The sequence below is a fragment of the Nocardioides palaemonis genome (genome assembly GCF_018275325.1).
Lineage (GTDB): Bacteria > Actinomycetota > Actinomycetes > Propionibacteriales > Nocardioidaceae > Nocardioides > Nocardioides palaemonis.
Genome location: NZ_JAGVQR010000001.1, coordinates 326514 through 351892, shown reverse-complemented (window position 1 = coordinate 351892; position 25379 = coordinate 326514). Strand labels below are relative to the sequence as shown.

Annotated in this window: 23 protein-coding genes; 18 read left to right on the top strand and 5 right to left on the bottom strand. The window is 72.4% G+C overall.

What is annotated here, in order from left to right; all coding sequences use genetic code 11:
• Positions 1 to 18 precede the first annotated feature (18 nt).
• Positions 19 to 1104 carry a glycosyltransferase gene (locus KDN32_RS01700; protein ID WP_211730392.1) on the bottom strand — a complete coding sequence of 362 codons (1086 nt, stop codon included), beginning with the start codon at positions 1102 to 1104 and terminating at the stop codon, positions 19 to 21.
• Between the two features lie 70 nt (positions 1105 to 1174).
• On the opposite strand from KDN32_RS01700, the gene KDN32_RS23140 reads away from it, so the two are divergent.
• Positions 1175 to 3070 carry an ABC transporter ATP-binding protein gene (locus KDN32_RS23140; protein ID WP_211730391.1) on the top strand — a complete coding sequence of 632 codons (1896 nt, stop codon included), beginning with the start codon at positions 1175 to 1177 and terminating at the stop codon, positions 3068 to 3070.
• On the opposite strand, the gene KDN32_RS01690 is transcribed toward KDN32_RS23140, so the two are convergent.
• Together KDN32_RS01690 and KDN32_RS01685 are read right to left on the bottom strand one after the other, a co-directional pair.
• On the bottom strand, positions 3061 to 3960 hold the full coding sequence (locus KDN32_RS01690) for a capsular polysaccharide synthesis protein (RefSeq protein WP_211730390.1): 900 nt from the start codon (positions 3958 to 3960) through the stop codon (positions 3061 to 3063). The two genes, KDN32_RS23140 and KDN32_RS01690, sit on opposite strands and share 10 nt — an antisense overlap.
• Positions 3957 to 4820 carry a glycosyltransferase family 32 protein gene (locus KDN32_RS01685; protein ID WP_211730389.1) on the bottom strand — a complete coding sequence of 288 codons (864 nt, stop codon included), beginning with the start codon at positions 4818 to 4820 and terminating at the stop codon, positions 3957 to 3959. Before KDN32_RS01685 ends, KDN32_RS01690 begins: the two co-directional genes overlap by 4 nt.
• 36 nt (positions 4821 to 4856) lie before the next feature.
• On the opposite strand from KDN32_RS01685, the gene KDN32_RS01680 reads away from it, so the two are divergent.
• The 11 genes from KDN32_RS01680 to KDN32_RS01630 all read left to right on the top strand — a co-directional run bounded on the left by KDN32_RS01680 (position 4857) and on the right by KDN32_RS01630 (position 17178).
• On the top strand, positions 4857 to 5729 hold the full coding sequence (locus tag KDN32_RS01680; RefSeq protein WP_211730388.1) for a glycosyltransferase family 2 protein: 873 nt from the start codon (positions 4857 to 4859) through the stop codon (positions 5727 to 5729).
• Between the two features lie 28 nt (positions 5730 to 5757).
• Positions 5758 to 6300 (top strand): acyltransferase, encoded by a 543-nt coding sequence (locus KDN32_RS01675; protein ID WP_211730387.1) that lies wholly within the window; start codon positions 5758 to 5760, stop codon positions 6298 to 6300.
• 2 nt (positions 6301 to 6302) lie between these two features.
• Positions 6303 to 7307, top strand: coding sequence for a glycosyltransferase family protein (locus KDN32_RS23135; protein ID WP_211730386.1), 1005 nt, complete (start codon positions 6303 to 6305; stop codon positions 7305 to 7307).
• Positions 7292 to 8431, top strand: coding sequence for a hypothetical protein (locus KDN32_RS01665; protein WP_211730385.1), 1140 nt, complete (start codon positions 7292 to 7294; stop codon positions 8429 to 8431). Before KDN32_RS23135 ends, KDN32_RS01665 begins: the two co-directional genes overlap by 16 nt.
• Positions 8428 to 9096 (top strand): acylneuraminate cytidylyltransferase family protein, encoded by a 669-nt coding sequence (locus KDN32_RS01660; RefSeq protein ID WP_211730384.1) that lies wholly within the window; start codon positions 8428 to 8430, stop codon positions 9094 to 9096. The genes KDN32_RS01665 and KDN32_RS01660 overlap by 4 nt, the downstream gene beginning before the upstream one ends.
• An 84-nt stretch (positions 9097 to 9180) precedes the next feature.
• Entirely contained in the window at positions 9181 to 11454 is a 2274-nt protein-coding gene (locus KDN32_RS01655; protein WP_211730383.1) for an N-acetylneuraminate synthase family protein, read from the top strand.
• Positions 11445 to 12506 (top strand): glycosyltransferase family 4 protein, encoded by a 1062-nt coding sequence (locus KDN32_RS01650; protein WP_249216333.1) that lies wholly within the window; start codon positions 11445 to 11447, stop codon positions 12504 to 12506. Before KDN32_RS01655 ends, KDN32_RS01650 begins: the two co-directional genes overlap by 10 nt.
• A complete protein-coding gene (locus KDN32_RS01645) occupies positions 12503 to 13648 on the top strand; it encodes an O-antigen ligase family protein (RefSeq protein ID WP_211730382.1) in 1146 nt (381 codons plus the stop codon). Before KDN32_RS01650 ends, KDN32_RS01645 begins: the two co-directional genes overlap by 4 nt.
• Positions 13641 to 14651: a glycosyltransferase family 4 protein gene (locus KDN32_RS01640; RefSeq protein ID WP_211730381.1), complete on the top strand. Its 1011-nt coding sequence runs from the start codon at positions 13641 to 13643 to the stop codon at positions 14649 to 14651. Before KDN32_RS01645 ends, KDN32_RS01640 begins: the two co-directional genes overlap by 8 nt.
• Entirely contained in the window at positions 14648 to 15763 is a 1116-nt protein-coding gene (locus KDN32_RS01635) for a glycosyltransferase (RefSeq protein WP_211730380.1), read from the top strand. The genes KDN32_RS01640 and KDN32_RS01635 overlap by 4 nt, the downstream gene beginning before the upstream one ends.
• Positions 15764 to 15765: 2 nt before the next feature.
• Positions 15766 to 17178: a sugar transferase gene (locus KDN32_RS01630; RefSeq protein ID WP_307853985.1), complete on the top strand. Its 1413-nt coding sequence runs from the start codon at positions 15766 to 15768 to the stop codon at positions 17176 to 17178.
• Positions 17179 to 17446: 268 nt separating this feature from the next.
• Here the strand turns inward: KDN32_RS01630 and KDN32_RS01625 are convergent, their stop codons facing one another.
• Positions 17447 to 18901 (bottom strand): tyrosine-protein kinase domain-containing protein, encoded by a 1455-nt coding sequence (locus KDN32_RS01625; protein WP_211730378.1) that lies wholly within the window; start codon positions 18899 to 18901, stop codon positions 17447 to 17449.
• 80 nt (positions 18902 to 18981) lie between these two features.
• Between KDN32_RS01625 and KDN32_RS01620 the strand changes: the two genes are divergently transcribed.
• Both KDN32_RS01620 and KDN32_RS01615 read left to right on the top strand, forming a co-directional pair.
• Positions 18982 to 19842: a nucleotidyltransferase family protein gene (locus tag KDN32_RS01620; protein WP_211730377.1), complete on the top strand. Its 861-nt coding sequence runs from the start codon at positions 18982 to 18984 to the stop codon at positions 19840 to 19842.
• Entirely contained in the window at positions 19839 to 20126 is a 288-nt protein-coding gene (locus KDN32_RS01615; RefSeq protein WP_211730376.1) for a PqqD family peptide modification chaperone, read from the top strand. Before KDN32_RS01620 ends, KDN32_RS01615 begins: the two co-directional genes overlap by 4 nt.
• Here KDN32_RS01615 and KDN32_RS23130 read toward each other — a convergent pair.
• The gene (locus KDN32_RS23130; RefSeq protein WP_211730375.1) at positions 20062 to 20508 is read right to left on the bottom strand and encodes a VanZ family protein; all 447 of its coding nucleotides are present in this window, start codon (positions 20506 to 20508) and stop codon (positions 20062 to 20064) included. The two genes, KDN32_RS01615 and KDN32_RS23130, sit on opposite strands and share 65 nt — an antisense overlap.
• 23 nt (positions 20509 to 20531) lie before the next feature.
• Between KDN32_RS23130 and KDN32_RS01605 the strand changes: the two genes are divergently transcribed.
• The 4 genes from KDN32_RS01605 (at position 20532) to KDN32_RS01590 (ending at position 25375) form a co-directional block, all read left to right on the top strand.
• Complete coding sequence (locus tag KDN32_RS01605; RefSeq protein WP_211730374.1) at positions 20532 to 21593, top strand: ATP-binding cassette domain-containing protein; 1062 nt, start codon at positions 20532 to 20534, stop codon at positions 21591 to 21593.
• A 31-nt stretch (positions 21594 to 21624) separates the two neighbouring features.
• Positions 21625 to 22785, top strand: coding sequence for an acyl-CoA dehydrogenase family protein (locus tag KDN32_RS01600; protein WP_211730373.1), 1161 nt, complete (start codon positions 21625 to 21627; stop codon positions 22783 to 22785).
• A 58-nt stretch (positions 22786 to 22843) separates the two neighbouring features.
• On the top strand, positions 22844 to 23377 hold the full coding sequence (locus tag KDN32_RS01595; RefSeq protein WP_211730372.1) for a type 1 glutamine amidotransferase domain-containing protein: 534 nt from the start codon (positions 22844 to 22846) through the stop codon (positions 23375 to 23377).
• Between the two features lie 90 nt (positions 23378 to 23467).
• Entirely contained in the window at positions 23468 to 25375 is a 1908-nt protein-coding gene (locus tag KDN32_RS01590; RefSeq protein WP_211730371.1) for a pectate lyase-like domain-containing protein, read from the top strand.
• Positions 25376 to 25379: the final 4 nt, after the last annotated feature.

The window sequence follows — 25379 nt, the reverse complement described above, 5'->3', positions numbered from 1 at the left end:
CGACCGATCGCCTGCGCCTCAACCCCGGGCGCGGTCCACGGCCCGACGCGCGACGCGCCTCGCGGAGACGTACGCGCGTCCGGCGGCGCCGTAGCGCGGTGCGTGCGCCTGGTAGTGCTGCATCCGCACGTCGTGCGGGAGCCTTGACGGCGAGCCCTCGGCGGTGATGGCGGTGAACGCCTCGTCGAGCCGCGTACGGACCAGCTCGGCACTGTGCCGCGAGCGCACCCACGTGCGCCCGGCCTCGGCCCTCGCATCGAAGGTTTCGCGGTCGTGGTCGAACCAGTCCATCGCCTCGAGGGTCCGGTCGCACATGCCCACGACGTCGGAGTCGGCGATGACCGACGAGTGCTCCGGGAGCATGTACTCCTTGGCGCCGTCACCGGTGAAGCCGACGACGTAGCAGCCCGACGCCATCGCCTCCGCGCCCGGCAGCCCGACGCCCTCCCGCTCGGCGCCGAAGAGGAAGACCGCGGCCCGTCCGAGCTCCTCGGCCACCTGCTGCTGGGTCATGCCGTCGATGAGCACGATCTCCCACCCGTCGAGGCGACCGGAGCGACGTACGAGCTGGACCGCGCCGAGGAGGTCCTCGCGCCGGCGACGCGGCATCAGCGCGATCCGGCGCTCCTTGGGGCGGGGCTCGAACCAGTCCTCGATCTGGACCGGCACGTTGTGCAGCGGGAAACCGTCGTGGCACGCCCGCTCGAGGAAGGTGTGGATCGCGTCCGAGACCGTGAGGGCGGCAGTCGCCTGCGGCCAGCCCGGGTAGGCGCCGGGCTCGTCGGTGAGGAAGTCGCTGTTGGAGAAGACGAAGTCCATGCCCTGGCACAGCATCACCACCGGCTGGCCCTGCGACAGGAAGCTCCACTTGGACCCGCCCGTCTCGGGCATCACCAAGACGTCGCCCGCCGCGAAGTCGAGCTCGGTGCCGGTGTCGACCGGTGCGGTCGAGCCCCACGACTCGTAGGCGAAGCCCGGTGTCCCGTGCCAGACGCGGGCGTCGTGGCCGAGGGCGCACAGGTGCTCGACGTAGCGGTAGATCACCTTGATGCCCCCACTCGGGGAGGCCAGGTCGGGCGCCATGAAGCGGATCACTCGGCCCATACTGGCATCGGCTGGCGGTCCACACTGCGATTGGCCGAGCGCACCCTGGTTCGCGTGGCACAGTTGGCCCGTGACCGACTCCACTGAGCCAGTCGTGGATGCCACGCCGACAAGCCGCTGGCAACGCATCACCTCGCTCAACGGTCGCCGGCACGGGCTGGGCCTTTTGTTCGACCGAAGCACGCGACGCAAGCTTCTGCTCGCGCTGCTCGGATCGATCGCGGTGGCGCTGCTGGAGGTCGCAAGCGTTCTCGCGATCCTCCCTCTCATCCAGCTCATGACCGGCGCGCCGGAGGACACAGGCGCCCTCGGCAAGGTCTCGAGCTTCCTCGGCAACCCCTCCCGCGAACAGCTGGCCGTCTACCTCGCACTGTTCGTGGTGGTCGGATTCGTGCTGAAGGCGGTCGTCACCGCGGCCTACCGTTGGTGGTCTCTCACCTTCATTGCGACGCAAGAGCTGGGGACGTCGAAGCGGCTGCTCACGCACCTCCTCCGCGGCCCCTACACGGTGCACCTCCGGCGGTCACAGGGAGATCTCATCCGCATCGTGGGCGACGCTGTCGGCCAGTCCTACGCCGCCGTGTCCGCAACGATCAGCCTCCTGACCGAGACCGTGTCTCTGACCCTTCTGTTGACCGGCCTCCTCATCACCATGCCCGTGCCGACCCTTGCCGCGATCGCCTACTTCGGCGTCGCAGCGACCGTCCTCCTGCGATTCACCCAGAGGCGCGTGGCGCAGGGCGGTGAGGCAATGCTCACGAGCAGCGCGGTCTCGTACGTGATGGCACACAACGCACTCGCCGGCGTCAAGGAAATCAAGATCCGTGACTCCGCCCGCCACTTCGTCGACGAGTTCGGTGCGGCCCGCATGGTCGGCATCCGGGGCCGCCGCTCGAGCACCTTCTTCTCCGAGCTGCCGCGGCTGGCTCTGGAGGTGCTCTTCATCCTCGGCGTCGCCGCTTCCGCCGCGCTGTTGATCTCCCAGGAGGGCGCCGAGTCTGCTGTGGCGAAGCTCGCACTCTTCGCCGTGGCCGGCTACCGGATGCTGCCGAGCCTCGGCCGCCTCATCCAGGCCACCGGAGGAATCAGGGTAGGAGCCAAGGGACTCGACATCGTCCTGCCAGAGCTCGCGATCGCAGCGCGCACGACGGAGCGTCTGCCCGACCCCCGCCGCAGCCGGGTGCCACTTCCCTTCGAGAAGGCTGTGCAGCTCGAGCACGTGAGCTTCGGGTACGAGACGGGACCGGAGGTCGTGCGCGGCGTCGATCTATCGATCAGCCCCGGCACCAGCTTGGCGCTGGTCGGTCCATCGGGCGCCGGCAAGTCGACACTCGTCGATCTGGTGCTCGGCCTGCTCGCTCCCACCTCCGGTCGAATCACGGTCGACGGCGTCGACATCTCGGACCACATGCTCGACTGGCAGGACAACCTCGCGATGGTCCCGCAGGAGGTGGTGCTGTTCAACGGGACCTTGGCTGCCAACATCGCCTTCGACGCGCGCGGTCCGGAGATCGATGACGCTCGGCTCGCGGCGGCTGTTGAGCAGGCTCAGCTGGGCGATCTCGTCGCTCGCCTGCCCGATGGTCTGATGACGGAGCTCAACGGGGACGGTGTTCGGCTCAGCGGCGGGCAGCGGCAGCGGGTGGGCATCGCGCGTGCTCTCTACCGACGACCGCGCGTGCTCGTGCTCGACGAGGCGACCTCGGCCCTCGACAACGTGACAGAGCGCAAGATCAGCGACGTCGTTGGGGCGCTGCAGGGGGAGATCACCCTCGTCATCGTTGCCCACCGACTCTCCACGGTCCGCCACTGCGACCGGCTCGCGTACCTCGAGGGAGGTCGGATCGAGGGTTTCGGGACGTTCGACGAGGTGCGCGAGAGCAACCCCAGCTTCGCTCACATGGTGCGGCTCGGCTCGCTCGACGTACCTGTTCACGGACAGCCCACCGAGGAAGCTCAGCGGTAGTCCTCGAAGACCACCTTGATGGTGTTGTCGTGGATCAGGTGGGACTGGTACTTCAGGCACAGGGGCCCGACGATGCTGCCCATGAGCCCGAGCCAGGGCACGACGTAGCCATCGACCTGGCCCCGGTCACCACCTGGCGTCCGTCGTAGGTCGTCAGCCCACTCGTCCAGCCGCCGGTACTGCTCGGCGAGCAGCTCGTCGGTGAATGCCGTACGGGGACGCGAGATGAACGAGCCGCACCCGAACACCTGTGTTGATGCGCGCACCAGGTCCCGTCCCAGCACGCCTGGGACCTTGGCCACCATGTCGAAGCGGTGTTCCGTGTACCCGACGAGCCAAGCCGGTGAGGCGTCCAACCTGTCGAACGCGGGTGCCCACGGCTCTCGCACGGGCTTCACGTCGCTGTAGCCGCCACCGTGGTGGTGGAGCAGGTAGGCGCGGAGGTGGTCCGACCTGTGATTGAGGGACAAGTGCTCGTACGACGGGTGCAACGGATGCCCGTCGACCAACCAGTCGCTCAGGTTGTCGTCGGTGACGAGCACGACCTCGAGGTCCGCGTTCATGCCTCTGATGCTGTCCAAGCCGCGTTGGCGATTGGGCGTCAACGCGTGAGGACCGGTCCACACCACGAAGATCCGCCGCGGGACATCTGCCTCCGTGTCGGCGGCCGCGTCCGAGGTGTGAGCCAGGAAGGTGTCCTCGTAGCGGGACGGGTCGTAGCGGAATGGGCGCAGGCGCTGGTAGAGCCGCCACGGCGGGTCCGCGGGACGAACCCACGCCATGTGCCATCGCCAGCCTGCGCGCTTCTTCGCCACGAAGAGGAACAGCTTGACCTGCCGGAGCCCGTGGACGAGCCGTGGGAGGACTCCCCGAGGGATGGAATCGGTCATCGGTAGTCCTCGAAGTCAAGCAGCAGGCGGTCGTCGAGTCGGACATGCGCCAGGTACTTCAAGGTCAGGGGATCGAGGATGCGGCCGAGCAGATCCGTCCAGGACAGCGGGTACTCCGGGTCGTCCCCAAAGACTCCGCCCGGATGCGCGGCGAGCGCGCTGCGTGCCGCGTCCAGACGTAGATCCATCTCCGCCATCCACTCTGACGTGAGCGGTGTCTGCGATCGCATCATGAAGCCACTCTTGCCGAAGGTGACTCGGTAGTGGATCAGGATGTCCCTGCCCATCCGGCCTGGGAGCTTCCCGATCCAATTGGCGTGCGCCGCTGAGTAGCTCGTCACCCAGGCATGCGGATCACGCTCCATCACCGAGAACGGCACGGACCATGAGTCGAGCGGCCGCTTGATGTCCACATAGGCGCCACCGTGGTGATGCATCAGGTAGCCACGCAGGTAGTCGGAGCGATGGATCAGCGAGAGGTGCTCGTACGCCGGGTGGAGAAGATGTCCGGGAACAAGCCACCGCCCCAAGGATGCGGGAGTGACGAGCTCCACCGGCAACCCGATGCGACTCCGGACGAGCTCGAGGTTGCGCTTCCTGTTGTCGGTCAGCTCGTTCTCGCCAGCCCATATTGCGAAGACACGTTCGGGAAATGCGCTCGGCCGATCAGGGAGCACCGAGCGGGCGAGGAACGTGTCTGCATAACGCGATGGGTCATACGAGAAGGGACGTATTCGCTCCGTCTGACGAAAGGCCAGGGTCGCGAGGTCGAACTTCGCCTTCTTCAGCGCTCTGCGCGATCGTTTGTCGGCGACGAAGGCGAGGTGCTTGGCCTGGCGCGCAGCCCGGAGCGGATCCATGCCCACATCCTCGCGGACCCCCATACAGTAGGCAGCATGCCGCCTGGGGATGTCGTGTGCTCGGTGGTCATCCCCACCTACAACGCCGCGCACCTGATCGGCCAGCAGCTGGAGGCCCTCGCGACCCAGGTCGACGCGCCTCCCTTCGAGGTCGTGGTCGCCGACAACAACTCGACCGACGACCTCGCCGCGGCCGCGGGCGCGTGGGCCGACCGGCTCGACCTCCGCGTCGTCGACGCCTCGCGCGCCCAAGGCGTGTCGGTGGCGCGCAACGTCGGCATCGAGCACGCCCGCACGGACCGGATCCTGATCTGCGACGCGGACGACGTGGTCTGTCCGGGATGGGTCGCTGCCCTCGTGAAGGCCCTCGACACGCACACCATGGCGGGCGGTCCGGTCGAGACGGCCCGGCTCTCGGGTGCGTCCGCGAACTGGAGCCCGATCGACACGCAGACCACCCACCTCCTGACGACGTGGGGGAACCGGCCTTACACCTTCGGCGGCAACACGGCTCTCCGGCGCGAGGTCTTCGACGCCGTGGGCGGCTACGACGAGAACTATCCGGCCGGGGCGGAGGAGATCGACTTCGCCTGGCGTGCCATCGACCACGGATACACGCCGGTCTACGTCCCCGACGCCCTCGTGCACTACCGGATCCGCACCGACCTGCGCGGGGTGCTGCGCCAGCAGTACGACTCCGGGCGAGGCACCGCCACGCTCTACGCGAAGTTCCGCCCCGCCGAGGTCGTCCCCAAGTCGGTCCCTCGCCGCCTCCACCACGAGCTGCTCCTGCTCAAGGGCTTCCCGTGGCGCGGCACGGGCGACCAGCGCCGCAGCTGGCTCACCGTGATGGCCTTCGAGGCCGGCAAGCTCGTCGAGGCCAGACGCCTGGGCAGTCCGGCTCCGTGAATGCCCGAGCCTCACTAGAGTGACGCCTGTGACCATCGCCCGCAGGCTCTCGGAGGCCAGGCCGCGCCTGCGCTGGCACGCGGGCAGGGCCGTGACCGACCTGGTCCACCGCCGCGCCTTCGGCAGCCTCGGCTCCGGGACCGTCATCGTCCGGCCCCACAAGCTCCAGGGCGTCGAGCGGATCCACATCGGCGACGGCTGCTCGATCTTCGAGGACGCGTGGCTCGCCAGCGAGCCCGGCGGTGGCGAGCTCAGGATCGGCGACCGCACCTACCTCGGCCACGGCGTCCACCTCCACGCCCTCGACCCGGTCACCATCGGCTCGGACTGCGTGATCGCTGACGGCGCCTTCGTCGCGTCCTCCGACCACGACCGGGACGACCGGCACCAGGTGCACGGCTCCGGTCCCATCACCATCGGCGACCGCGTCTTCCTCGGCCAGCGCTGCGTCGTGCTCGGCGGCGTCACCATCGGCGACGGCGCCACCGTCGGAGCGCACGCGGTCGTCACCCGCGACGTCGCGCCCGGCCAGACCGTGGTGGGCGTGCCGGCGCGCCCGGTCGGCGGCTGAGCGTGCGGGTCCTCCTGGTCAGCCCGCGCTTCCACGGCTACCACGCCGCGATCGCGACCTCGCTGGCCGAGCGCGGCCACCTCGTCACCACCCACCTCTACGACGACAACGGCGGGATCGCGGGACGCAGCTGGCACCAGCTGCGCCACCAGCTGCCGCACAAGATCGGCGCCGGCAGCCTGCGCAGCCTGGGCCGCGAGCAGACCGCCGGCGCGGTGGCCGCGGTCGGACGGACCCGCCCGCAGGCGGTCGTGGTGGTCAAGGGCGACACCCTCGGCGACGACTTCTGGGACGCCCTCGCCGGCCTGCCGCGCGTGACCTGGCTCTACGACGAGGTCCGCCGCACCCGCTGGACGCCCGAGCGGCTCCTGGCCGCCGGCCCGCTCGCCTCGTACTCGATGAGGGACGCCTCCCACCTCGCCGCCCGCGGACACGTGGTGCGCCACCTGCCGCTCGCCTTCGACCACCGGCTGGTGCCGGAGCCCACGACGCTGCGCACCGCGCAGGTCAGCTTCGTCGGCGCGCGCTACGCCTCCCGCGAAGCCGTGCTGACCCTGCTCCACGAGCAGGGTGTGCCGGTGCGCGCCTACGGCCGAGACTGGTCGGGACACCCCGTCGACCGGCTCCGCACGTGGCGGTTCGGCGCGCCGACGGTGCCGGCCGAGCGTGACCTGTCGCGCGCCCGCGCCTACGACGTGATGGCCTCGTCTGCCGCGACCCTCAACCTGCACGGCGACCAGGACGGCTTCACCATGCGCACCTTCGAGGCCGCCGGGGTCGGCGGCGTCGAGCTGATCGACCGTGACGACGTCGGCGACCTCTACGAGCCCGGCACCGAGGTCCTCACCTGGACCACCGGCGACGAGCTCGTCGAGCTGTGCCGCCGCGTGCAGCGCGACCGCGACTGGGCCGACGGGATCCGCCGCGCGGCCCGCGCACGCACGCTCGCGGACCACACCTTCGACCGACGCGCGGCCGTCCTGGAGGCCTCGTGGGACACGGTCTGAGGCACCCCGCCGACCTCGTCGCCTGGCGCCGGTGGCACGAGTCGCGCCACCCGGTGCGGTGGGCGGCGCGCACCGCACGGTCGCGCGTACGCCCCGTGGCGCCGGACGTCGCCGACCTGCTGTTGCCCGACGGCGACGTCGCAGTGCTCGTGGCCGTCGAGGCGACCCACGCCAGCGTCGACCGCGCGGTCATCGCCCCGCTCGACCACCTGGCGGCCGCCACCACGGCGGTCGTCGCGCCGGCCGGGTGGCAGCCGCCCGCCGCGTACGCGAGTCACCGCCGCACCTCGGTCGCGCTCGACGACCTCGGCGCCCACCTCTCGCCGCGCGCCGTGCTCGCCGCCGGCCACTACACGCCCATCGGCGCGGCCGCCTTCGCGCTGGCGGACGAGCGGGACGTCCCGTTCCACGTCTCCCAGCACGGCGCACTGACGCCCTACGCCCCGCCACTGCCCCGGGTCGCGCGGCTGCTCGCGTGGAGCGAGCAGGACGGCGCGTTCTGGACGGCCGGCCGGCGGGACGTCGACGTGACGGTGGTCGGCAGCGAGCTGCTGTGGCGGGCGGGTCTCGTGACAGGCGCCAGAGCGCCTTCCTCGACCAGCGGTTCGGCCAGAGCGCCTTCCTCGACCAGCGGTTCGGCCAGAGCGCCTTCCTCGACCAACGGAGGCGTCGGCGCGACGTCCAGCGGGAGCAGCGGACCACTGACCTACCTCGGCCAGGGGCACGCCGCCGAGATCTCCCGAGCCCGGCTCGCGCACGCGGCCCTCACCACCTGTCGCGCGCACGGCGCCGTCTACCGCCCGCACCCCTCCGAGCGCGACGTCACCTCGCGCGCGGTCCTCCGCACCCTCGAGCGTGCCGGTGTGCGGGTCGTGACCGACGGGCCGCCGCTGGTCGATCTCGACGCGCCGATCGTCAGCGTCTTCTCCACCGGCGTCCTGGAGGCGGCCGCGCGGGGCCGCGACGCCTGGGTCGACCTGCCGCGTCCGCCCGCGTGGCTCGGCGAGTTCTGGGAGCGTTATCGCATGCACCGTCTCGGAGACTCCCCCACGCCCGCCCCCGACCGTCCCGCCGTGCAGCCGGCCCGGCGCGTCGCCGAGGTCGTGCAGGAGGCCGCGTCGTGACGCTCTGCGTGATCCCTGCCCGCGGCGGCTCGAAGGGCGTGCCGCGCAAGAACCTGCTCGACGTCGGCGGCAAGCCGCTCATCGTCTGGACCATCGAGCAGGCGCTCGCGACCCCCGGTCTCGACGTCCTCGTCTCCACCGACGACGAGGAGATCGCGGCCGTCGCACGGGACGCCGGCGCCCGCGTCCCGTGGCTGCGGCCCGACGAGCTCGCCCAGGACACCACCCCCACCGAGCCGGTCGTGCGGCACGCGATCGAGCAGGTCACGGCCGAGCGGGGGCGGCCGGACGCGGTGATGCTGCTGCAGGCCACCTCGCCGGTGCGCCACGACGACACCCTCGCCCGCGCGCTGACCGAGTTCGCCGCCACCGGCGTCGACTCGATGGTCGGGGTCGTGGAGCAGCCGCCGTTCGTCTGGCAGGCCGGCGACCCGCCGACCGCGGCGTACGACGTCACCGCCCGTCCGCGCCGCCAGGACCTGACCCCCGAGGGCCGGCGCTACCGCGAGACCGGATCGCTCTACCTCACCCGCACCGAGGTCTACGAACAGCACGACAACCGCCTCGGCGGCCGGATCGGGCTGTTCGTGATGGCCGAGGACGAGGGGATCGACATCGACACCGAGCTCGACGTCGCCCTGGCCGCTCGCCTGCTGGGACGTTGAGCCCCTTCCCGGCCAAGTCCCCGCGCGTCGTGCCCGTGCTGGATACCGTGGGACACGTACGTACACCGAAGGAAGGCAGCCGCCTTGATCATCGAGCGTGACCTCACGCCGTACGTCGTCTACTCGGGCGACCCGGTCCTGCGCGCACTGGAGAAGATCACCGCCAACAAGGCGCGGGTGATCTTCCTCGTCGACTCCCACGGGCACCTCGACGGCGTCCTGTCCGACGGCGACTTCCGCCGCTGGGTGAGCACGGCCGCGAGCCTGACCGTCGACGTCCCGGCGATCGAGGCCGCCAACACCTCGCCGCGCAGCCTGCCGATCGGCAGCAGCCCGGCGGAGATCTCGCACGCCTTCGGCTCCGGCATCGACCACGTCGCGCTCGTCGACGACCGCGGCCACCTCGTCGCCGTCGCGATCAACCGCGCCGACGAGCTGCGGATCGGGCGCCACGTCGTGGCCGCCGACGCCCCGACGCTGCTGATCTCCGAGATCGGCATCAACCACCAGGGCGACGTCTCGCTCGCCAAGCAGCTCGTCGACCTCTCCGTCGAGGCCGGCGCCGACGTGGTGAAGTTCCAGCTGCGCGACATGGAGTCGGTCTACCGCCAGGGGTCCTCCGGGTCCGGCGGGGAGGACCTCGGCCCGCAGTACACCCTCGACCTGCTCGCCAAGTACAACCTCGAGGCCGACCAGCTCTTCGAGGTCTTCGACCACTGCCGCGACGTCGGCGTCGACGTCATGTGCACCGCGTGGGACCCGGTCAGCGTCGACCGGCTCGTCGACTACGGCGTGCCGTCGCTGAAGGTCGCGTCGGCCGACATGACCAACCACGCGCTGCTGCGCCACATGGCCGCCAGCGGCACCCCGATGGTGATCTCGACCGGCATGTCCACCGAGGGCGAGATCCGCGAGACCGTCGACGTGGTCCGCGCCACCGGCGTCCCGCACGCCTTCCTGCACTGCCAGTCGACCTATCCGGCGCCCTTCAAGGACGTCAACCTGGCCTACCTGACCCGCCTCGCCGAGCTCACCCAGGCGCCGGTCGGCTACTCTGGCCACGAGCGCGGCTTCCACGTCCCCGTCGCCGCGGTCGCCCTCGGCGCGCGGATCATCGAGAAGCACTTCACGATCGACCGCGACCTCGAGGGCAACGACCACAAGGTCAGCCTGCTCCCCGGGGAGTTCAAGGAGATGGTCCAGCGCGTCCGCGAGGTCGAGGAGGCGCTCGGCACCGCCGCTCCGCGCGCGGTCTCCACCGGCGAGATGATGAACCGGGTCAACCTCGCCAAGTCGCTCGTCGCCGCCCGCCGCATCGAGGTCGGTGAGGTCCTCACCGCCGCCGACGTCGACATCAAGAGCCCCGGGCGCGGCCTGCAGCCCAACGCCTTCGACAAGCTGGTCGGCCGCACCACGACCCGCGTGCTGGAGGCGGGTGACTTCTTCTACGCCACCGACCTCGGCGACGCCGCGCCGAAGGGCCGCGCCTACGACTTCCGTCGCCCGTGGGGCCTCGCCGTGCGCTACCACGACGTGGTCGCGATGACGAAGGACACGACCCCCGACTTCCTCGAGTTCCACTTCTCCTACAAGGACCTCGACCTCCCCGTCGCCGACGTCTTCGCCGCCTACGACGGCGCGCTGCCGATGGGCTTCACCACCCACTCGCCCGACCTCTTCGCCGGCGACTTCCTGCTCAACCTCGCGTCCGAGGACGACGCCCACTGGGAGCGCTCGATCCGGGAGCTCCAGCGCGTCGTCGACACCACCCGCGAGATGCAGCAGCACTTCGCGAAGCACGCCGATGCCAAGGGCGAGACCGAGGGTCCGGTGATCGTGGCGAGTCTCGGCGGCTTCACCACCGACGCGTTCGTCGCCCCGGCCGAGCGGGAGCGGATGTACGCCCGCGTGGCCGAGGGCCTCGCGCGCGTGGACGACTCCGGCGTGCGGCTCTGCGCGCAGACGCTGCCGCCCTACCCGTGGTACATGGGCGGCCAGCTCTACTGCAACCTCTTCGTCGACCCGCGCGACACCGCCGCGTTCGCCGAGACCTACGACCGCCGCCTCTGCTTCGACGTCTCCCACTCCAAGCTGTCGGCCAACTACCTCGGCATGTCCTTCGCCGAGGCCACCGACCTGCTCGCGCCCCACACCGAGCACCTCCACCTCGTCGACGCGACCGGCGTCGACGGCGAGGGCGTGCAGGTCGGCGACGGCGAGATCGACTGGGCCGTGCTCGCCCAGCAGCTCGACGCGCTCGCGCCCGGGGTCAGCTTCATCCCCGAGATCTGGCAGGGCCACGTCAACGACGGCGAGGGCTTCTGGATCGCCCTGGAGCGGTTGGAGCAATGGTTCTGACCCCACCCACCGCGCTGTGGGCGATCCCGGTCAGCGACCTCGCCGGGGTCGCGCGCCACGTGCTGGACGTGGCCCGGGAGGGCATCCCGGGATGGCGGCTGGTGTTCCTCGCACCTCCCGGCGCCCTGCCGGAGCGGCTGCGCGATCTCGGCGCGACGGTGGTCGAGGGCCCCTTCGGCCCCGACCACGGCCTGCGCGCCTCGGTCTCCACCCTGCGTGACGCCGTGCGCCGCGAGCGGCCCGCCGTCGTCCACACCCACCTCGCCCACGCCGACATCGTGGCCGCCCTCGCCGTCGGTCGCGGCCCGCGGCTCATGACCACCGAGCACGGGATCGCGCGCGACGACGTGGTCTACCACCGCTCGGGGGCGAAGACCCGGCTGATGGCAGCGGCCCACACCGCACGGATGCGTCGCTTCCACGGCGCGATCGCGGTCAGCCGCGCGACCGCCGAGGCGATGGCCGAGAAGTGGCGACCGCGAGTGCCGGTGACGGTGGTGCCGAACGGGGTGGACCCGCTCGCACCTCGACCGGCGAGGGAGCCCGGGCTGCGGGTGCTGTCGCTCGCCCGGCTGTCCCCGGAGAAGCGGCTGCCGGCCCTCGTCGACGGATTCGCCGCGCTGCACCGTGACCACCCCGACGCCACGCTGACCCTCGCCGGCACGGGGCCCGAGGAGCCGGTGCTGCGGGCGCAGGTCGAGCGCCTCGGGCTCGGCGACGCCGTACGCCTGCCCGGGTTCGTGGACCCCGACCGGGCGATGGCCGAGCACGACGTGCTGGCGATGCTGTCGGTCTGGGAGAACTGCTCCTACGCCCTCCTCGACGCCGCCGTGCGAGGGATGGGCGTCGTCGCCAGCGACGTCGGCGGCAACCCCGAGATCCTGCCCGAGCGGTCGCTGGTGCGCGCCGACGACGCTGCCGGGGTCGCGGCGGCGCTGGCTGCGCAGGGGCTGGAGCCCGGCGTACGCCCCGGGCTCGACGGCTGGCCCACGGTGGCCGAGATGTGCACCCGGACGGCGGAGGTCTACGCCGCGGCGGGAGCGGGCCGATGAGCCGCGTCGAGTCGCCGTGGAACCTGCCCGACCGGACCGCCGACCGGGCCGACGAGGCCGACCGCGAGGTCCGGATCACCGACTTCGTGCTGCTGGCCAGCCTGCCGTTCCGGACCGTCGAGGTCGCCGGCTACCCGCTCAACGAGCTCACCATGGCGGCGCTCGTCGGCCTGTGCCTGCTGCGTCCCGCCCGCGCGGGCGCGAAGCTGCCGTCGCCCGTGGTGATCCTGGGTGGCGCACTGGTCGCGGTGCTGCTCTGGTCGGGCATCGCCAACCAGGTCGACTGGACCCGGCGGATGGGCCACGTCGCGATCCTCGCCGGGCTGGTGTGGGCGTTCGGCACCGGACGGGTGTCGCTGCGCTCGGCCGGGCTGGGCCTGGCGACCGGGCTGGTCGGGGTGATCGGTCTGGCGCTCGTCGGCATCGGTGGCAGCGCCTACGAGGGCCGGCTCACCGGCTTCCTCGGTGACCCGAACGCTGGGGCGTACTTCATCGCCGTGCTCGGCACGCTGGCTGTCTTCTTCGCCGACGAGCGCTGGAAGGTCCGCCTCGCGCTGGCCGTCCCGGTCGTGGCCGGCCTGGTGCTGAGCTATTCGCGCACCGGCCTGCTCGCCGGTGCGTTCGTGCTCGTCTGGGTGCTGCTCGGCCGTCGCCTCGGCATCGTCGGCGGCGCCGCGGCCGCGGGCGGGCTGGTCTGGATCGTCGGCAACATCCCGAAGTCCCTCACCACCTTCGGGCCCTTCTCCGACCGCTCCGGCAGCGACAAGCTGCGCGACCGGATCATCGCCCAGGAGCGCGTCCAGCTCTCGGACGCACCGTGGTACGGCCACGGACCGGGCACCGCGAAGGTCAACATCAAGGACCTCGAGTTCTTCTTCCACAACAGCTATCTCGCCACCCGGCAGGAGGGCGGTTGGGCCGCGCTGCTGCTGGTGCTCGGCCTGCTCGTCTTCGCGTTCCTGCGGATCTCCGCGCAGTCGCGCCGCGGCGACCTCTCCGCCGCCGGAGCCCAGGCCGCGATCCTCGGCGTCGCGGTCATGGCGGTCACGCTCGGCGAGGTGCTGCTCGACACCCCGATGGCGATCGCGGTGGGGTTCGCCCTCGGCCGCGCGCTGCAGCCACGGGAGGCACCCGATGGCTGAGCGGGTCTTCCTGGCCGCCAACAACGCCGACCTCGGCGGCGGCGAGCAGGTGCTGGTCCGCACGGCCGCGGCGCTCGTCGACCTCGGACGTCCGGTCACCGTCGTCGCGCCCGACTCCCCCACCGACGTCCTCGACGCAGCGGCCGCGGTCGGGGCCGACGTCGTCGCGATCCGCGCCGACGGACGCCGCGACCACCTGCGACGGCTGCGCGCCTGGGACCGCACCGGACGTGACGGGGTCCTGTGGTGCCACGGCCTGGTGCCGGCGCTCGCCACCGCCGGCCACCGCCGACGGCTGGTCCACCTCCACCAGCTGCCGCGCTCGCCGCAGCAGTGGGCCGCGCTGCGCGTCGCCCGCACCCGCAGCGACCGCGTCCTGGTCCCGTCGGCGTACCTCGCCGGTCGCGTCAGCGGCGCCGAGGTCCTCGCGAACTGGACCGACGACGTCGCGCTCCGCCCCCGGCCCGCAGCCGGACGGCGCGTGGGCTTCCTGGGACGCCTGTCCTCCGACAAGGGGCTCGACGTGCTCGCCCGCGCGGTCGCCGCGGGTGGTGGCACCCTCGTCGTCGGCGGCGACGACCGCTGGGTCCCCGAGGACCAGCGGGCACCGGTGCGCGCCGCCCTCGCCGCGCTGTGCGGTCGCGTCGAGCTGCTCGGCCGGGTCGCGCCCGCCGACCTCCTCGACCGCTGCGACGTGGTCGCGTTCCCGAGCCGGGTGCCGGAGTCCTTCGGCCTGGTCGTCGCCGAGGCGATGGCCGCGGGGGTCCCCTTCGTGGTGTCCGACGCCGGTGCGATGCCCGAGGTCGCGGGGCCCGACCACCCGTGGGTGGCGCGGGCCGGCGACGTCGACGACCTCGCCCGTGTGCTCGAGCTGGCGCTGACCGCCGAGCCCGACGTCGTGCGCGCCGTGACCGACCGCGCCCGCGCGCGTTGGGAGGCCGAGTACTCCCCGCAGGCCGGCCGGGAGCGCGTACGCCGACTGCTCGAGGAGCTCGACCGATGACCCGCGCCGAGGTGGCGATCGCCCACGACTACCTGACGCAGCGCGGCGGCGCCGAGCGGGTCGTGCTGACGCTCATGCGGGCCTTCCCCGAGGCCGCGGTGCACACCACGCTCTACGACCCCGAGGGCACCTACCCGGAGTTCGCCAGCGCCGACGTCCGCGTCTCGCCGCTCAACCGGGTGAGCTCGTTCCGGCGCGACCACCGCCTCGCGCTCCCCCTGCTCGCCCCGGCCGCGTCGCGGCTGCGCGTCGACGCCGACGTCGTCGTCGCGTCGAGCAGCGGCTGGGCCCACGGCTTCGACACGCCCGAGGGCGCCCGCACCGTCGTCTACTGCCACAACCCGGCCCGCTGGCTCTACCAGACCGACGAGTACCTCGGCGGGCCCGCGTGGCGCTCGCCGCTCGGGCCGCCGGTCCTCGCGCTGCGCCCGATGCTCAAGCGCTGGGACCGCGCCCGCGCCGACCGGGTCGACGTCTACCTCGCCAACAGCCGCGTCGTGCAGCGTCGGATCCGCGAGACCTACGGCCGCGACGCCGAGCTGCTGCCGCCGCCGCACGGGATGGACGCCGACGCACCCCGCGAGCCGGTCCCCGAGCTCGACGGCTGGGAGCCCGGCTACGCCCTCGTCGTCTCCCGGCTGCTGCCCTACAAGAACGTCGACGCCGTGATCGAGGCGGTGCGCGGCACCGGACGCCGGCTCGTCGTCGTCGGCCGCGGCCCCGAGGAGGCGCGGCTGCGCGCCACCCTGCCCGACAACGTACGCCTGCTCGGCGGACTGCCCGACGCCCAGCTGCGGCAGGTCTACGGCGACGCCGGCGTGCTGGTCGCGGTCAGCCACGAGGACTTCGGACTGGCGCCGCTCGAGGCCGCCGCCTTCGGGGTGCCCGCGGTCGCGCTGCGCGGCGGCGGCTTCCTCGAGACCGTCCTCGAGGGTGAGACCGGCGTCTTCGTCGACCGCCCGGACCCCGACCTCATCGCCGCCGGGCTCGAGCGGTCCGACGCCGAGACGTGGGACGGTGCAAGACTGCGGGCTCGGGCAGAGGAGTTCGGCGAGCGGCGCTTCATCGAGCGGATCCGCGCCGTGGCGTTCCAGGAAGGCAGAGTCGGTTGAGCGTGCGACCGGAGGGCAAGCGGCTGCTCCCCTGGCTGGTCGGTGGCGTCGACCTCGTGATGATCAGCGTCGCCACGGTGCTCGCGCTGCGCTTCCGCCTGACGCTGTCGGTCTTCGACGCGGCCGGCGACGTGCTCACCAACACCGCGCTGGCGAGCGTGTTCTTCGTCGCGACGTGGCTGGTGATGCTCGCCTTCTTCGGCGCTTACGAGCGCGACGTCTTCGGTGCCGGCACCGAGGAGTTCAAGCTCGTCGTCAACGCGTCCTTCTTCACCGGCGCGCTCGTCGCCACCACCGCGTTCCTCATGCAGTACCCGCTGTCCCGCGGCTTCTTCGTCCTGCTCTTCCCGATCGGCGTGCTGCTGCTGCTCCTCGGGCGACTGGGCTCGCGGCGGGTGATCCAGCGCCTGCGCCGGGCCGGTCACTTCAACGAGAAGGTGCTGCTCGTCGGCAGCCCGATCTACATCGCCGAGATCCACCAGGTGCTGGCGCGCGAGTCCTGGCTCGGCTACCAGGTGGTGGGCTCGCTGGTGCCTGCCGTGCACGCCGCGTCGGAGCCGACCACCGGCGGCGTCCCGGTCCTCGGGCTGATCGAGGACGTACGCGCCGTCGTCGACGAGCACGACGTCGACATCGTCTTCTTCACCGCCGGCGCCGTGCGGTCCTCCACGCAGCTGCGCCGGCTGGCGTGGGACCTCGAGGACCACAACCACGTCCAGATCATCGTCGCGCCCAACGTCACGGACGTCTCGAGCGAGCGGGTGCGGATCCGGCCGGTCGCCGGCCTGCCGCTCATGCACCTCGGCCGGTCGCGCTCCCAGCTCGCGTCCAACGACGCCAAGCGTGCCTTCGACGTCGTCGGGGCGCTGCTCGTGCTGCTGGTCGTCTGGCCGGTGCTGCTCGGCCTGATGGTCTGGATCCGCCGGACCGACGGCGGTCCGGCGCTCTTCCGGCAGACCCGCGTGGGCCGCGAGGGCCGGGAGTTCACCTGCCTGAAGCTGCGCTCGATGGCGGTCGACGCCGAGGCGCGGCTGGCGGACCTGGAGGCGCGCGACCACGTCCTCTTCAAGAGCACCGAGGACCCGCGCATCACCCGCCCCGGCCGCTTCATCCGGCGCTTCTCCCTCGACGAGCTGCCCCAGCTGGTCAACGTGCTGCGCGGCGACATGAGCCTGGTCGGCCCCCGCCCGCCGCTGCCGAGCGAGGTCGAGCAGTACGAGGACGACATGCTGCGCCGGCTCAACGTGCTGCCCGGCATGACCGGCCTGTGGCAGGTGTCCGGTCGCTCGGACCTGTCGTGGGAGGACACGGTCCGCCTCGACCTCTACTACGTGGACAACTGGTCGATGGTGCAGGACCTGCTGATCCTCGCCCGCACCGTCACCGCCGTCCTCGCCAGCCGCGGGGCGTACTGACGGGCGGGGTTGGGGCGTTGGGGGGGTGGGCCGGCCGCCACGGGTCGACTCGAGCGGACCTACGTTCGCTTGACGCCCGTCATGGCGGGCGACAAGCGACCACGGCGGTCGACCAGTCCGCCGCGGGACCGGCTCTCCGGACTATTGAGTGACTCGAGCGGACCTACCTCCGCTCGACGCCCGCCATGGCGGGCGACAAGCGACCACGGCGGGCGACAAGCGACAACGACGTACGTCCAGTCAGCCGCGGGCGTACTGACCCGGGCGTTCAGTCCTTGCCGGAGCGAGCCAGGCGGCGCCGGCCCTTGCCAGCCGTCGAGTACTTCTCGAGCGTCTCCTGCTCGGCCTTGTAGCCGCCGTAGCTCCCGTAGCCGTAGCCGCCGTAGCCGCTGCTGTAGGCGATCGCGCTGGCGCCCTTGACCGGCGCCTTGTTGAGCACGACGCCGAGCAGCCGGCTGCCGACCTGGTCGAGGATCCGGCGGCAGTGCTCGCTCTGCTCGATCTGGGTCTTGCCGGCGGCCTGCACGAGCAGCGCGCCGTCGCAGAAGGCCGACAGCAGGCCGGCGTCGGTGACGGGGAGCAGCGGCGGGGCGTCGAGGATGACGAGGTAGTCGTGCGACAGCTCGTCGATGAACTGCTTCATCCGCAGCGAGCCGAGCAGCTCGCTGGGGTTGGGCGGGATCCGCCCGGCGGGCAGCAGGCTGAGGTTGGCCAGGCCCGACTCGACGATCACGTCGCGGACCTCGACGTCGCCAGCGAGCGCCTGGGTGAGGCCGACCGTGCCGTCGATCTCGAACGTGCTGGCGATCATCGGGCGGCGCAGGTCGGCGTCGACCAGCAGCACCGGCGTGCCGGCCTGGGCGACGAGGCGCGCGATGTTGGACGACACGGTCGACTTGCCCTCGCCGGCGAGCGCGGACGTCACGACGATCCTGCGCGGCTCGTTGTCGACGTCGACGAAGCGCAGGTTGGTGCGCAGCTGGCGGAACGACTCGGCCGCGCGCCCGAGGTCGCCGCGCACCCCGCGGTGGCCGCGGTCCAGCGCGTCCTCCTTGGGGATGATGCCGAGCACGGAGGCCCCGGTGGCGTCCTCGACGTGCTTGACCGAGCGGATCCGGCGGTCGATCAGCCGGCGGGCGATGAGCACGGCGTAGGCCAGCGCGAGTCCGCCGGCGGCCCCCTTCATCGCCGCCTTGCGGTAGTCCGGGGTGAACGGGGCGCCCGGCAGCTGCGCCTCCTCGAGCGGGACGATCCGCGTCAGGGGCTCGCCCTTCGGCGTCGACTCGCCGGTCTCGACCTCCTGCGCGACCACGACCACCGCGTCGACCACGGCGTTGGCGAGGTCACGCGCCTCCTCCGGAGTCGCGCCGATCGCGGTGACCGTCAGCGCGTTGACGGTCGCGTCGACCGAGGCGGAGAAGCGACCGGCGATCGCGCTGGGCGGCACGTCGAGGCCCAGGTCGTCGACCACCCGCTCCGCGACCGGCGTCTTGGAGACGAGGAACGCGTAGAGGTTGGCCTTGTCCTCGGCGAGCTGTGCGTTGCCCTGCTCCTCGCCCGCGGTGGCGGCGTTGCCGACCCGCACCAGGCCCGACGCGGTCGCGGAGTAGAGCACCGGGTCCCGCGTCGTCTTCGCCATCATCAGCAGGGCGCCGAGGACGGTGCAGCCGATGAGCACCCACACGTAGGCACGGCTCAGCCGGACGAAGTCCCCGAAAGTCATGCCTGCGAGTCTAGGACGTACGCCTCGCCGGACGTCCGGTTTCGCGACACGCCGCCACACCGGCTGGCACGATGGGGCGCATGACCGAGGACGCGGGCGGCCAGCGCGATGCGCCCATCGCGGCCCGGGTCCACCTCGCCCACGCGATCGTGCAGAAGCTGGCCGAGGACCACGGCATCGACCTGCTCCACCTCAAGGGGCCCGCGGTGCTCCCCGGGCTCCGCCCCGAGGGCAAGCAGTCGAGCGACGTCGACGTGCTGGTGCGCCCCAGCCACCTCGCCCGCCTCGTCGAGGTGCTCGAGTCGGTGGGCTGGGAGAAGCGCACCGACTTCGCGACCGGGTCGGTGTTCGCGCACGCCGCGAACTGGTGGCACGACGACTGGGGGTGGATCGACGTCCACACCATGTGGCCGGGCGTCGGGATCGACCCCGAGGCCGCCTTCGACGTGTTCCTGCGCGACCGGGTGTGGCGCGAGATCGCGCACTGGGGCTGCCCCGTGCCCGACCGCGTCGCCCAGCGGCTGATCCTCGTCCTGCACGCCGCGCGCTCGCGCGGCAACCGTGACGTCGACCGGGCGTGGACCGCCGCGGAGCCCGACGAGCAGGCGGCCGTGCGCGCGCTGGCGGTCGAGCTCGACGCCGAGGTGGCGCTGGCCGCCGGGATCGGCGAGCTCGAGCTCCACCGCCACCACCCGTCGTACCGCCTCTGGAAGCACTTCACCGAGGGCGGGAGCCGCCTCGACGAGTGGCGCGCCCGGATGGCGGCCGCCCCCACGCTGCGCGCCAAGGCCGAGCTGGTGACCGCCGCGCTCCGGGTCAACCAGGACCACCTCCGCATGGAGCTCGGGCGGCCGCCCACCCGCGACGAGGTACGCGCGCGCCAGCGGCTGCGCGTGCGCCGGGCCGCCGACGAGCTCACCCGGCGGGTGCGACGCGGATGACGCACCAGTACCGCATCGCCGACGACGTCGCGTGGGTCAGCCTCGAGGACCTCGACGTCGACAACGTGCCGACCGCCTACCTCACGCGCGTGCCCCAGGGGCTGCCGATCATGCTCGAGGGGTCGGCCTGCCTGGTCTGGCTGGCGCTCGCCGAGGGCGGCACGCTGGAGGAGGTCACGGCCGCGGCGGCCGCGATGTCGGACGCCGACGCCGACGCCATCAGCGACGACGTCGCGGCGCTGGTCGACCAGCTGGTCGTGATCCGCGTCGTCGACGAGGAGTGAGCACCGCCCCGAGGAACGCGCCGAGGGTGTTGGCAACGACGTCGGCGACCGAGCCGACGCGGTCCAGCCAGAGCGCCTGGGCGACCTCGACGCTCGTCGAAGCGGCGAGCGCGGCCAGGGTCACCACCCACCACGACCGCCCGGTCAGCAGGACGAGGGCGACACCGGCCGGGACGAAGAGGATGACGTTGAGCACGAACCCGTAGTGGTGCGGCAGCGCCCAGTCGGGCGCGACCGGCCACGTGTAGCGGAAGAACGTGTAGAGGCCCACGGTCAGCCGGTTGAGGGCCAGCCCCCACGGCCCGACCAGGAGCACGATCGTGCCCACGGCGTAGGCGCCGACCAGCACCCACGCCGCGACCGTGCCGCGCGACCTCCCCACGACCCCACCCTAGAGTTGGCCGCGTGGCTGGTGACGACGTGACGCACGCAGTGATCGTGGAGGCGATGGGGGTGCCCGTCGGGATCCGCGCCGAGGGCGACGTCGCGGAGCGGCTGCGGCAGCAGTGGAGCCGGGCGCTCACCGACCGGACGCCCGAGGCGGTCGTCGACCTCGAGGGCCTCGAGACGCTCGACGCCGCCGACCACGACTACGCCGTCACGACCCGCGTGACCCTGGCCGCGCTCCAGGCCACCGCCGGACGCCGGGTCAACGTGCACGCCGGGGCGCTCGCCGACGACGCCGGTCGCGTGCTGGCCTTCGTCGGCCCGTCCGGCGCCGGCAAGACCACCGCGGTGTCGCGGCTGGCGCGCGACCTGGGCTACCTCTCCGACGAGACCGTGTCGCTGGACCACCGGCTCGTCGTCCACGCCCACGCCAAGCCGCTCTCCGTCGTCCTCGACCCCGCCGCCCCACGGCGCAAGGACTCCGTCTCCCCCGATGACCTCGGCCTCCGCGTCGGCGCGGCAGGGTCCCGCCTGCACCGGATCGTGCTGCTCCACCGCGGCGACGACGACAGCGGCCTGGCCCCCGTCCCGGCGTCGCGGGCCATCGCGGAGATCGTCGACCAGACCTCGTCGCTGGTCCACCTCGACCACCCGATGCGACGCCTGGCCGCGGCCGTCGAGGAGTGCGGCGGCGTGTGGGGGCTGAACTACCGCGAGTTCGAGCGGTGGGCCGACGAGGTCGCCGCGCTGCTCGACCACGAGCCGCAGCCCGCGGAGCCGTGGATCCACCACCCCGGCGGACCCACGGCCGTCCCGGACGCCCCCGGCGCGTGGTCCCGCGTGCCGTGGCGCGACGCGGTGGAGTACGCCGAGGAGCTGGTCGTGATGGTCGACGACCAGGTGCGGGTGCTGGCCGGGCTCGGCCCGCTCCTGTGGCTCGCGCTGGAGCGCCCGCGCACCCCCGCCGAGCTGGCCGCGCACGTGCAGGAGGAGTGGGGCGAGCACCCCGACGCCGACGCCCTCGTGGCCGACGCGCTGGCCGTGCTGGCCGAGCAGGGGTTGGTCCGGCCCCCGGCCTGAGGGACGGTGTGACGCCGGTAACCTCGCGGTCATGACCGCACGCCGCACCCTCCCCACCGACGAGGCCCGCGACCTGCTCGCCCTCACCCGCGAGATCGCCACCAAGGAGCTCGCGCCGCGCTCGGCCGAGGCCGAGGCGACCGAGACCTTCCCGCGCGACGTCTTCGCGATGCTCGGCCAGGCCGGGCTGCTGTCCCTGCCCTACCCGGAGGAGCACGGCGGTGGCGACCAGCCCTACGAGGTCTACCTCCAGGTCCTCGAGGAGATCGGCGCGGTCTGGTCGTCGGTCGGCGTCGGCGTCTCCGTGCACGCGCTGTCCTGCTTCGGCCTCGCCGAGTTCGGCACCGAGGAGCAGAAGGCGCAGTGGCTGCCGGACATGCTCGGCGGCGACCTGCTCGGGGCGTACTGCCTCTCCGAGCCGCACGCCGGCTCGGACCCCGCGGCGATGCGGACCACGGCGAAGCGCGACGGCGACGCGTACGTCCTCAACGGCGCGAAGGCCTGGACCACCCACGGCGGCCACGCCGACTTCTACAAGGTGATGGCGCGGACCTCCGACGACCGCAACGGCATCTCCTGCTTCCTCGTCCCGGCTGACTCCGAGGGCCTCTCCGCCGACCCGCCGGAGCGCAAGATGGGCCTCACCGGCTCGGCGACCGCGACGATGCGCTTCGACGGCGTCCGGGTGCCGGTCGAGCGCCGGCTCGGCGCCGAGGGCGACGGCCTGAAGATCGCCCTCGCCGGCCTCGACTCCGGTCGCCTCGGCATCGCCGCCGTCGCCACCGGCCTCGCGCAGGGCGCCCTCGACTCGGCGGTGGCCTACGCCCGCGAGCGGGAGACCTTCGGCAAGAAGATCATCGACCACCAGGGCCTCGCCTTCGTGCTCGCCGACATGGAGGCCGCCGTCGTCGCCGCCCGCGCGACGCTGCTCCACGCGGCACGCCTCAAGGACGCCGGGCTGCCGTTCGGTCGCGAGGCCTCGATCGCCAAGCTGGTCGCCACCGACAACGCGATGAAGGTGACCACCGACGCCGTGCAGGTCCTCGGCGGCTACGGCTACACCCGCGACTTCCCGGTCGAGCGCTACATGCGCGAGGCCAAGGTGATGCAGATCTTCGAGGGCACCAACCAGATCCAGCGGATGGTGATCTCCCGCTCGCTGGCGAAGGACGACACCGGCGCGATCGGCTGAGGTCGCGCCCACCCCTCCGAGGGTGTGCGCGGCAGGACTCGCGAGCGACCGTGGAGCCATGACCACCACCAAGCGCATCGCGTTCCTGACCGCCGGCGAGGGCATCGAGGAGGTCGAGCTGACCGAGCCCTGGAAGGCCGTCACCGACGCCGGCCACACCGCCGAGCTGCTCTCTCTCGAGGAGGGAGAGGTCCAGCTCTTCCAGCACCTCGACAAGTCCTCCACCCAGTCGGTCGACAAGCTCGTCTCCGACGCGTCGATCGGCGACTACGACGCCCTCGTCCTGCCCGGCGGCGTCGCCAACCCCGACGCCCTGCGCACCGATGAGCAGGCCGTCGCGTTCGTCCGCGACTTCGTCGGCTCCGGCCGCCCGGTCGCCGCGATCTGCCACGCGCCCTGGACGCTCGTCGAGGCCGACGCCGTCCGCGGCCGCCGGATGACGAGCTGGCCCAGCCTGCAGACCGACGTCCGCAACGCGGGCGGCGAGTGGGTCGACGAGGAGGTCGTCGTCGACGACAACCTGATCACCAGCCGCAACCCCGACGACCTCCCCGCCTTCAACCGCGAGCTGCTGGCGGCGCTCGACGACTGATCCGTCCACGGCGGGGACGGGGGTGTGGCGCCCGTCACGTCAGGTGCGGCATGTTGTGTGGAAGCGCTCTCACTCTTCGGGAAGGCCTCCATGAACGCTCCGCACCCCCACCCCCGTCGTACGCCGCTGCGCACGGTCACCGCGGCCCTCGTCCTCGCCGTCGGCGCCCTCGTGCCGGCCGCCCTCACGCCCACCGCCGATGCCGCGCCGCGGCCGGCGCCGGCCCCCGCCGCCCCCGACCTCGGTGACCAGGTCGTCGTGGTCGACCCCTCCATGCCGACCGCCGAGATCGAGCAGCGCGCCGACGAGATCTGGCAGCAGCAGGTCGACGCCGAGATGTCCGAAGGTCGCTGGAGCCTGCTCTTCCTGCCCGGCACCTACGGCACCGCCGACGACCCGCTGCAGATCAAGGTCGGCTACTACACCGAGGTCGCCGGGCTCGGCGCCTCCCCGTCCGACGTCGTCATCAACGGCAAGGTCGAGGTCTACAACCGCTGCCTCAGCGACGGCCCGACCCAGCCCTACTGCGTCGCGCTCAACAACTTCTGGCGCTCGATGTCGAACCTGACGATCGACGTCAACGGCACCGGGCAGGACGGCTGCCGCGCCTCGGCCAACTTCTGGGCGGCCTCGCAGGCCTCGGCGCTGCGACGCGTCGACGTCCGCGGCGGCACCCTCTCGCTGATGGACTACTGCACCGACGGCCCGCAGTTCGCCAGCGGCGGCTATCTCGCCGACTCCCGCGCCGGGACCGTCGTCAACGGCTCGCAGCAGCAGTGGTTGACCCGCAACTCCGAGGTCGCCTCCTGGTCCAACGGCGTCTGGAACCAGGTCTTCGCCGGCACCGTCGGCGCGCCGTCCGAGGCCACCTTCCCGACCGAGCCCTACACCACCCTCGAGCGCACCCCGCTCAGCCGCGAGAAGCCCTACCTCCACGTCACCGACGGCGCCTGGCGGGTCCGGGTCCCCGCGCCCCGCACCGACTCGCTCGGCCCCGACTGGACGACCGGTGGGACCAGCGGTCGCGACCTCCCGCTGTCGTCGTTCCACGTCGCCTCGCCCGACCAGCCCGCGCGCGTGCTGGCCACCGCCCTCGCCCGCGGCAAGAACCTCCTGCTCACCCCGGGCGTCTACGACGTCGACCGCAGCCTGGAGATCCGCCGCAGCGGCACGGTCGTCCTCGGCCTCGGCCAGGCGACGCTGACGTCCGTACGCGGCGCGACCCCCGTCGTCGTCGACGCCAAGGCCTCCGACGTGGTCGTCGCGGGCGTGACGATCGACGCCGGGCTGCGCGAGTCGAGGGCCCTCATGCACATCGAGGGTCGCCGCGGGCACGGTCGCGGTCACCGCACGTCCGTGCCGAGCACCACGCTCAACGACGTCTACTTCCGCGTCGGCGGACCGCACGTCGGTCGCACCCGCACCGCGCTGGTCGTGGACGCCGACGACGTGCTGATCGACCACACCTGGGTCTGGCGCGCCGACCACGGCATCGAGGGCTTCACCGCCGGGGTCAGTGGCGACACCGACCGGTGGCACACCAACACCGCGCCGGTCGGCGTCGTGGTCAACGGTGATCGGGTCCGCGCGACCGGCCTCTTCGTCGAGCACTTCCAGCAGCACAACACCATCTGGAACGGCGAGGACGGCCACGTCGTGCTCTACCAGAACGAGCTGCCCTACGACCCGCCGTCGCAGGCCGACTGGACCCGCCCGGACGGCACCCTCGGCTGGACCGGCTACAAGGTCTCCGACCGGGTGCAGCGCCACCAGCTGTTCGGCGGCGGTGTCTACGTCTTCAACCGCAACGACCCGACCATCACGACCGACAACGGGTTCGAGGTGCCCGACCGCGCCGGCGTCCGGCTGCACCACGTGATGACGGTCAACCTCGACGCGGGCAGCATCGAGCACGTCGTCAACGGGGTCGGCGCGCGCGTCGACGCCACCGCACCGGGAGTCCCGAGCTACGTCGCGGACTACCCCGCGGTGCCGTAGGCCG

Bases quoted from the DNA above. Each gene is read 5' to 3' on its own strand.
- KDN32_RS01700 (WP_211730392.1), bottom strand. From the start codon at position 1,104: ATGGGCCGAGTGATCCGCTTCATGGCGCCCGACCTGGCCTCCCCGAGT.
- KDN32_RS01690 (WP_211730390.1), bottom strand. From the start codon at position 3,960: ATGACCGATTCCATCCCTCGGGGAGTCCTCCCACGGCTCGTCCACGGG.
- KDN32_RS01685 (WP_211730389.1), bottom strand. From the start codon at position 4,820: ATGGATCCGCTCCGGGCTGCGCGCCAGGCCAAGCACCTCGCCTTCGTC.
- KDN32_RS01680 (WP_211730388.1), top strand. From the start codon at position 4,857: ATGCCGCCTGGGGATGTCGTGTGCTCGGTGGTCATCCCCACCTACAAC.
- KDN32_RS01650 (WP_249216333.1), top strand. From the start codon at position 11,445: ATGGTTCTGACCCCACCCACCGCGCTGTGGGCGATCCCGGTCAGCGAC.
- KDN32_RS01645 (WP_211730382.1), top strand. From the start codon at position 12,503: ATGAGCCGCGTCGAGTCGCCGTGGAACCTGCCCGACCGGACCGCCGAC.
- KDN32_RS01640 (WP_211730381.1), top strand. From the start codon at position 13,641: ATGGCTGAGCGGGTCTTCCTGGCCGCCAACAACGCCGACCTCGGCGGC.
- KDN32_RS01635 (WP_211730380.1), top strand. From the start codon at position 14,648: ATGACCCGCGCCGAGGTGGCGATCGCCCACGACTACCTGACGCAGCGC.
- KDN32_RS01625 (WP_211730378.1), bottom strand. From the start codon at position 18,901: ATGACTTTCGGGGACTTCGTCCGGCTGAGCCGTGCCTACGTGTGGGTG.
- KDN32_RS01620 (WP_211730377.1), top strand. From the start codon at position 18,982: ATGACCGAGGACGCGGGCGGCCAGCGCGATGCGCCCATCGCGGCCCGG.
- KDN32_RS01615 (WP_211730376.1), top strand. From the start codon at position 19,839: ATGACGCACCAGTACCGCATCGCCGACGACGTCGCGTGGGTCAGCCTC.
- KDN32_RS01600 (WP_211730373.1), top strand. From the start codon at position 21,625: ATGACCGCACGCCGCACCCTCCCCACCGACGAGGCCCGCGACCTGCTC.
- KDN32_RS01595 (WP_211730372.1), top strand. From the start codon at position 22,844: ATGACCACCACCAAGCGCATCGCGTTCCTGACCGCCGGCGAGGGCATC.
- KDN32_RS01590 (WP_211730371.1), top strand. From the start codon at position 23,468: ATGAACGCTCCGCACCCCCACCCCCGTCGTACGCCGCTGCGCACGGTC.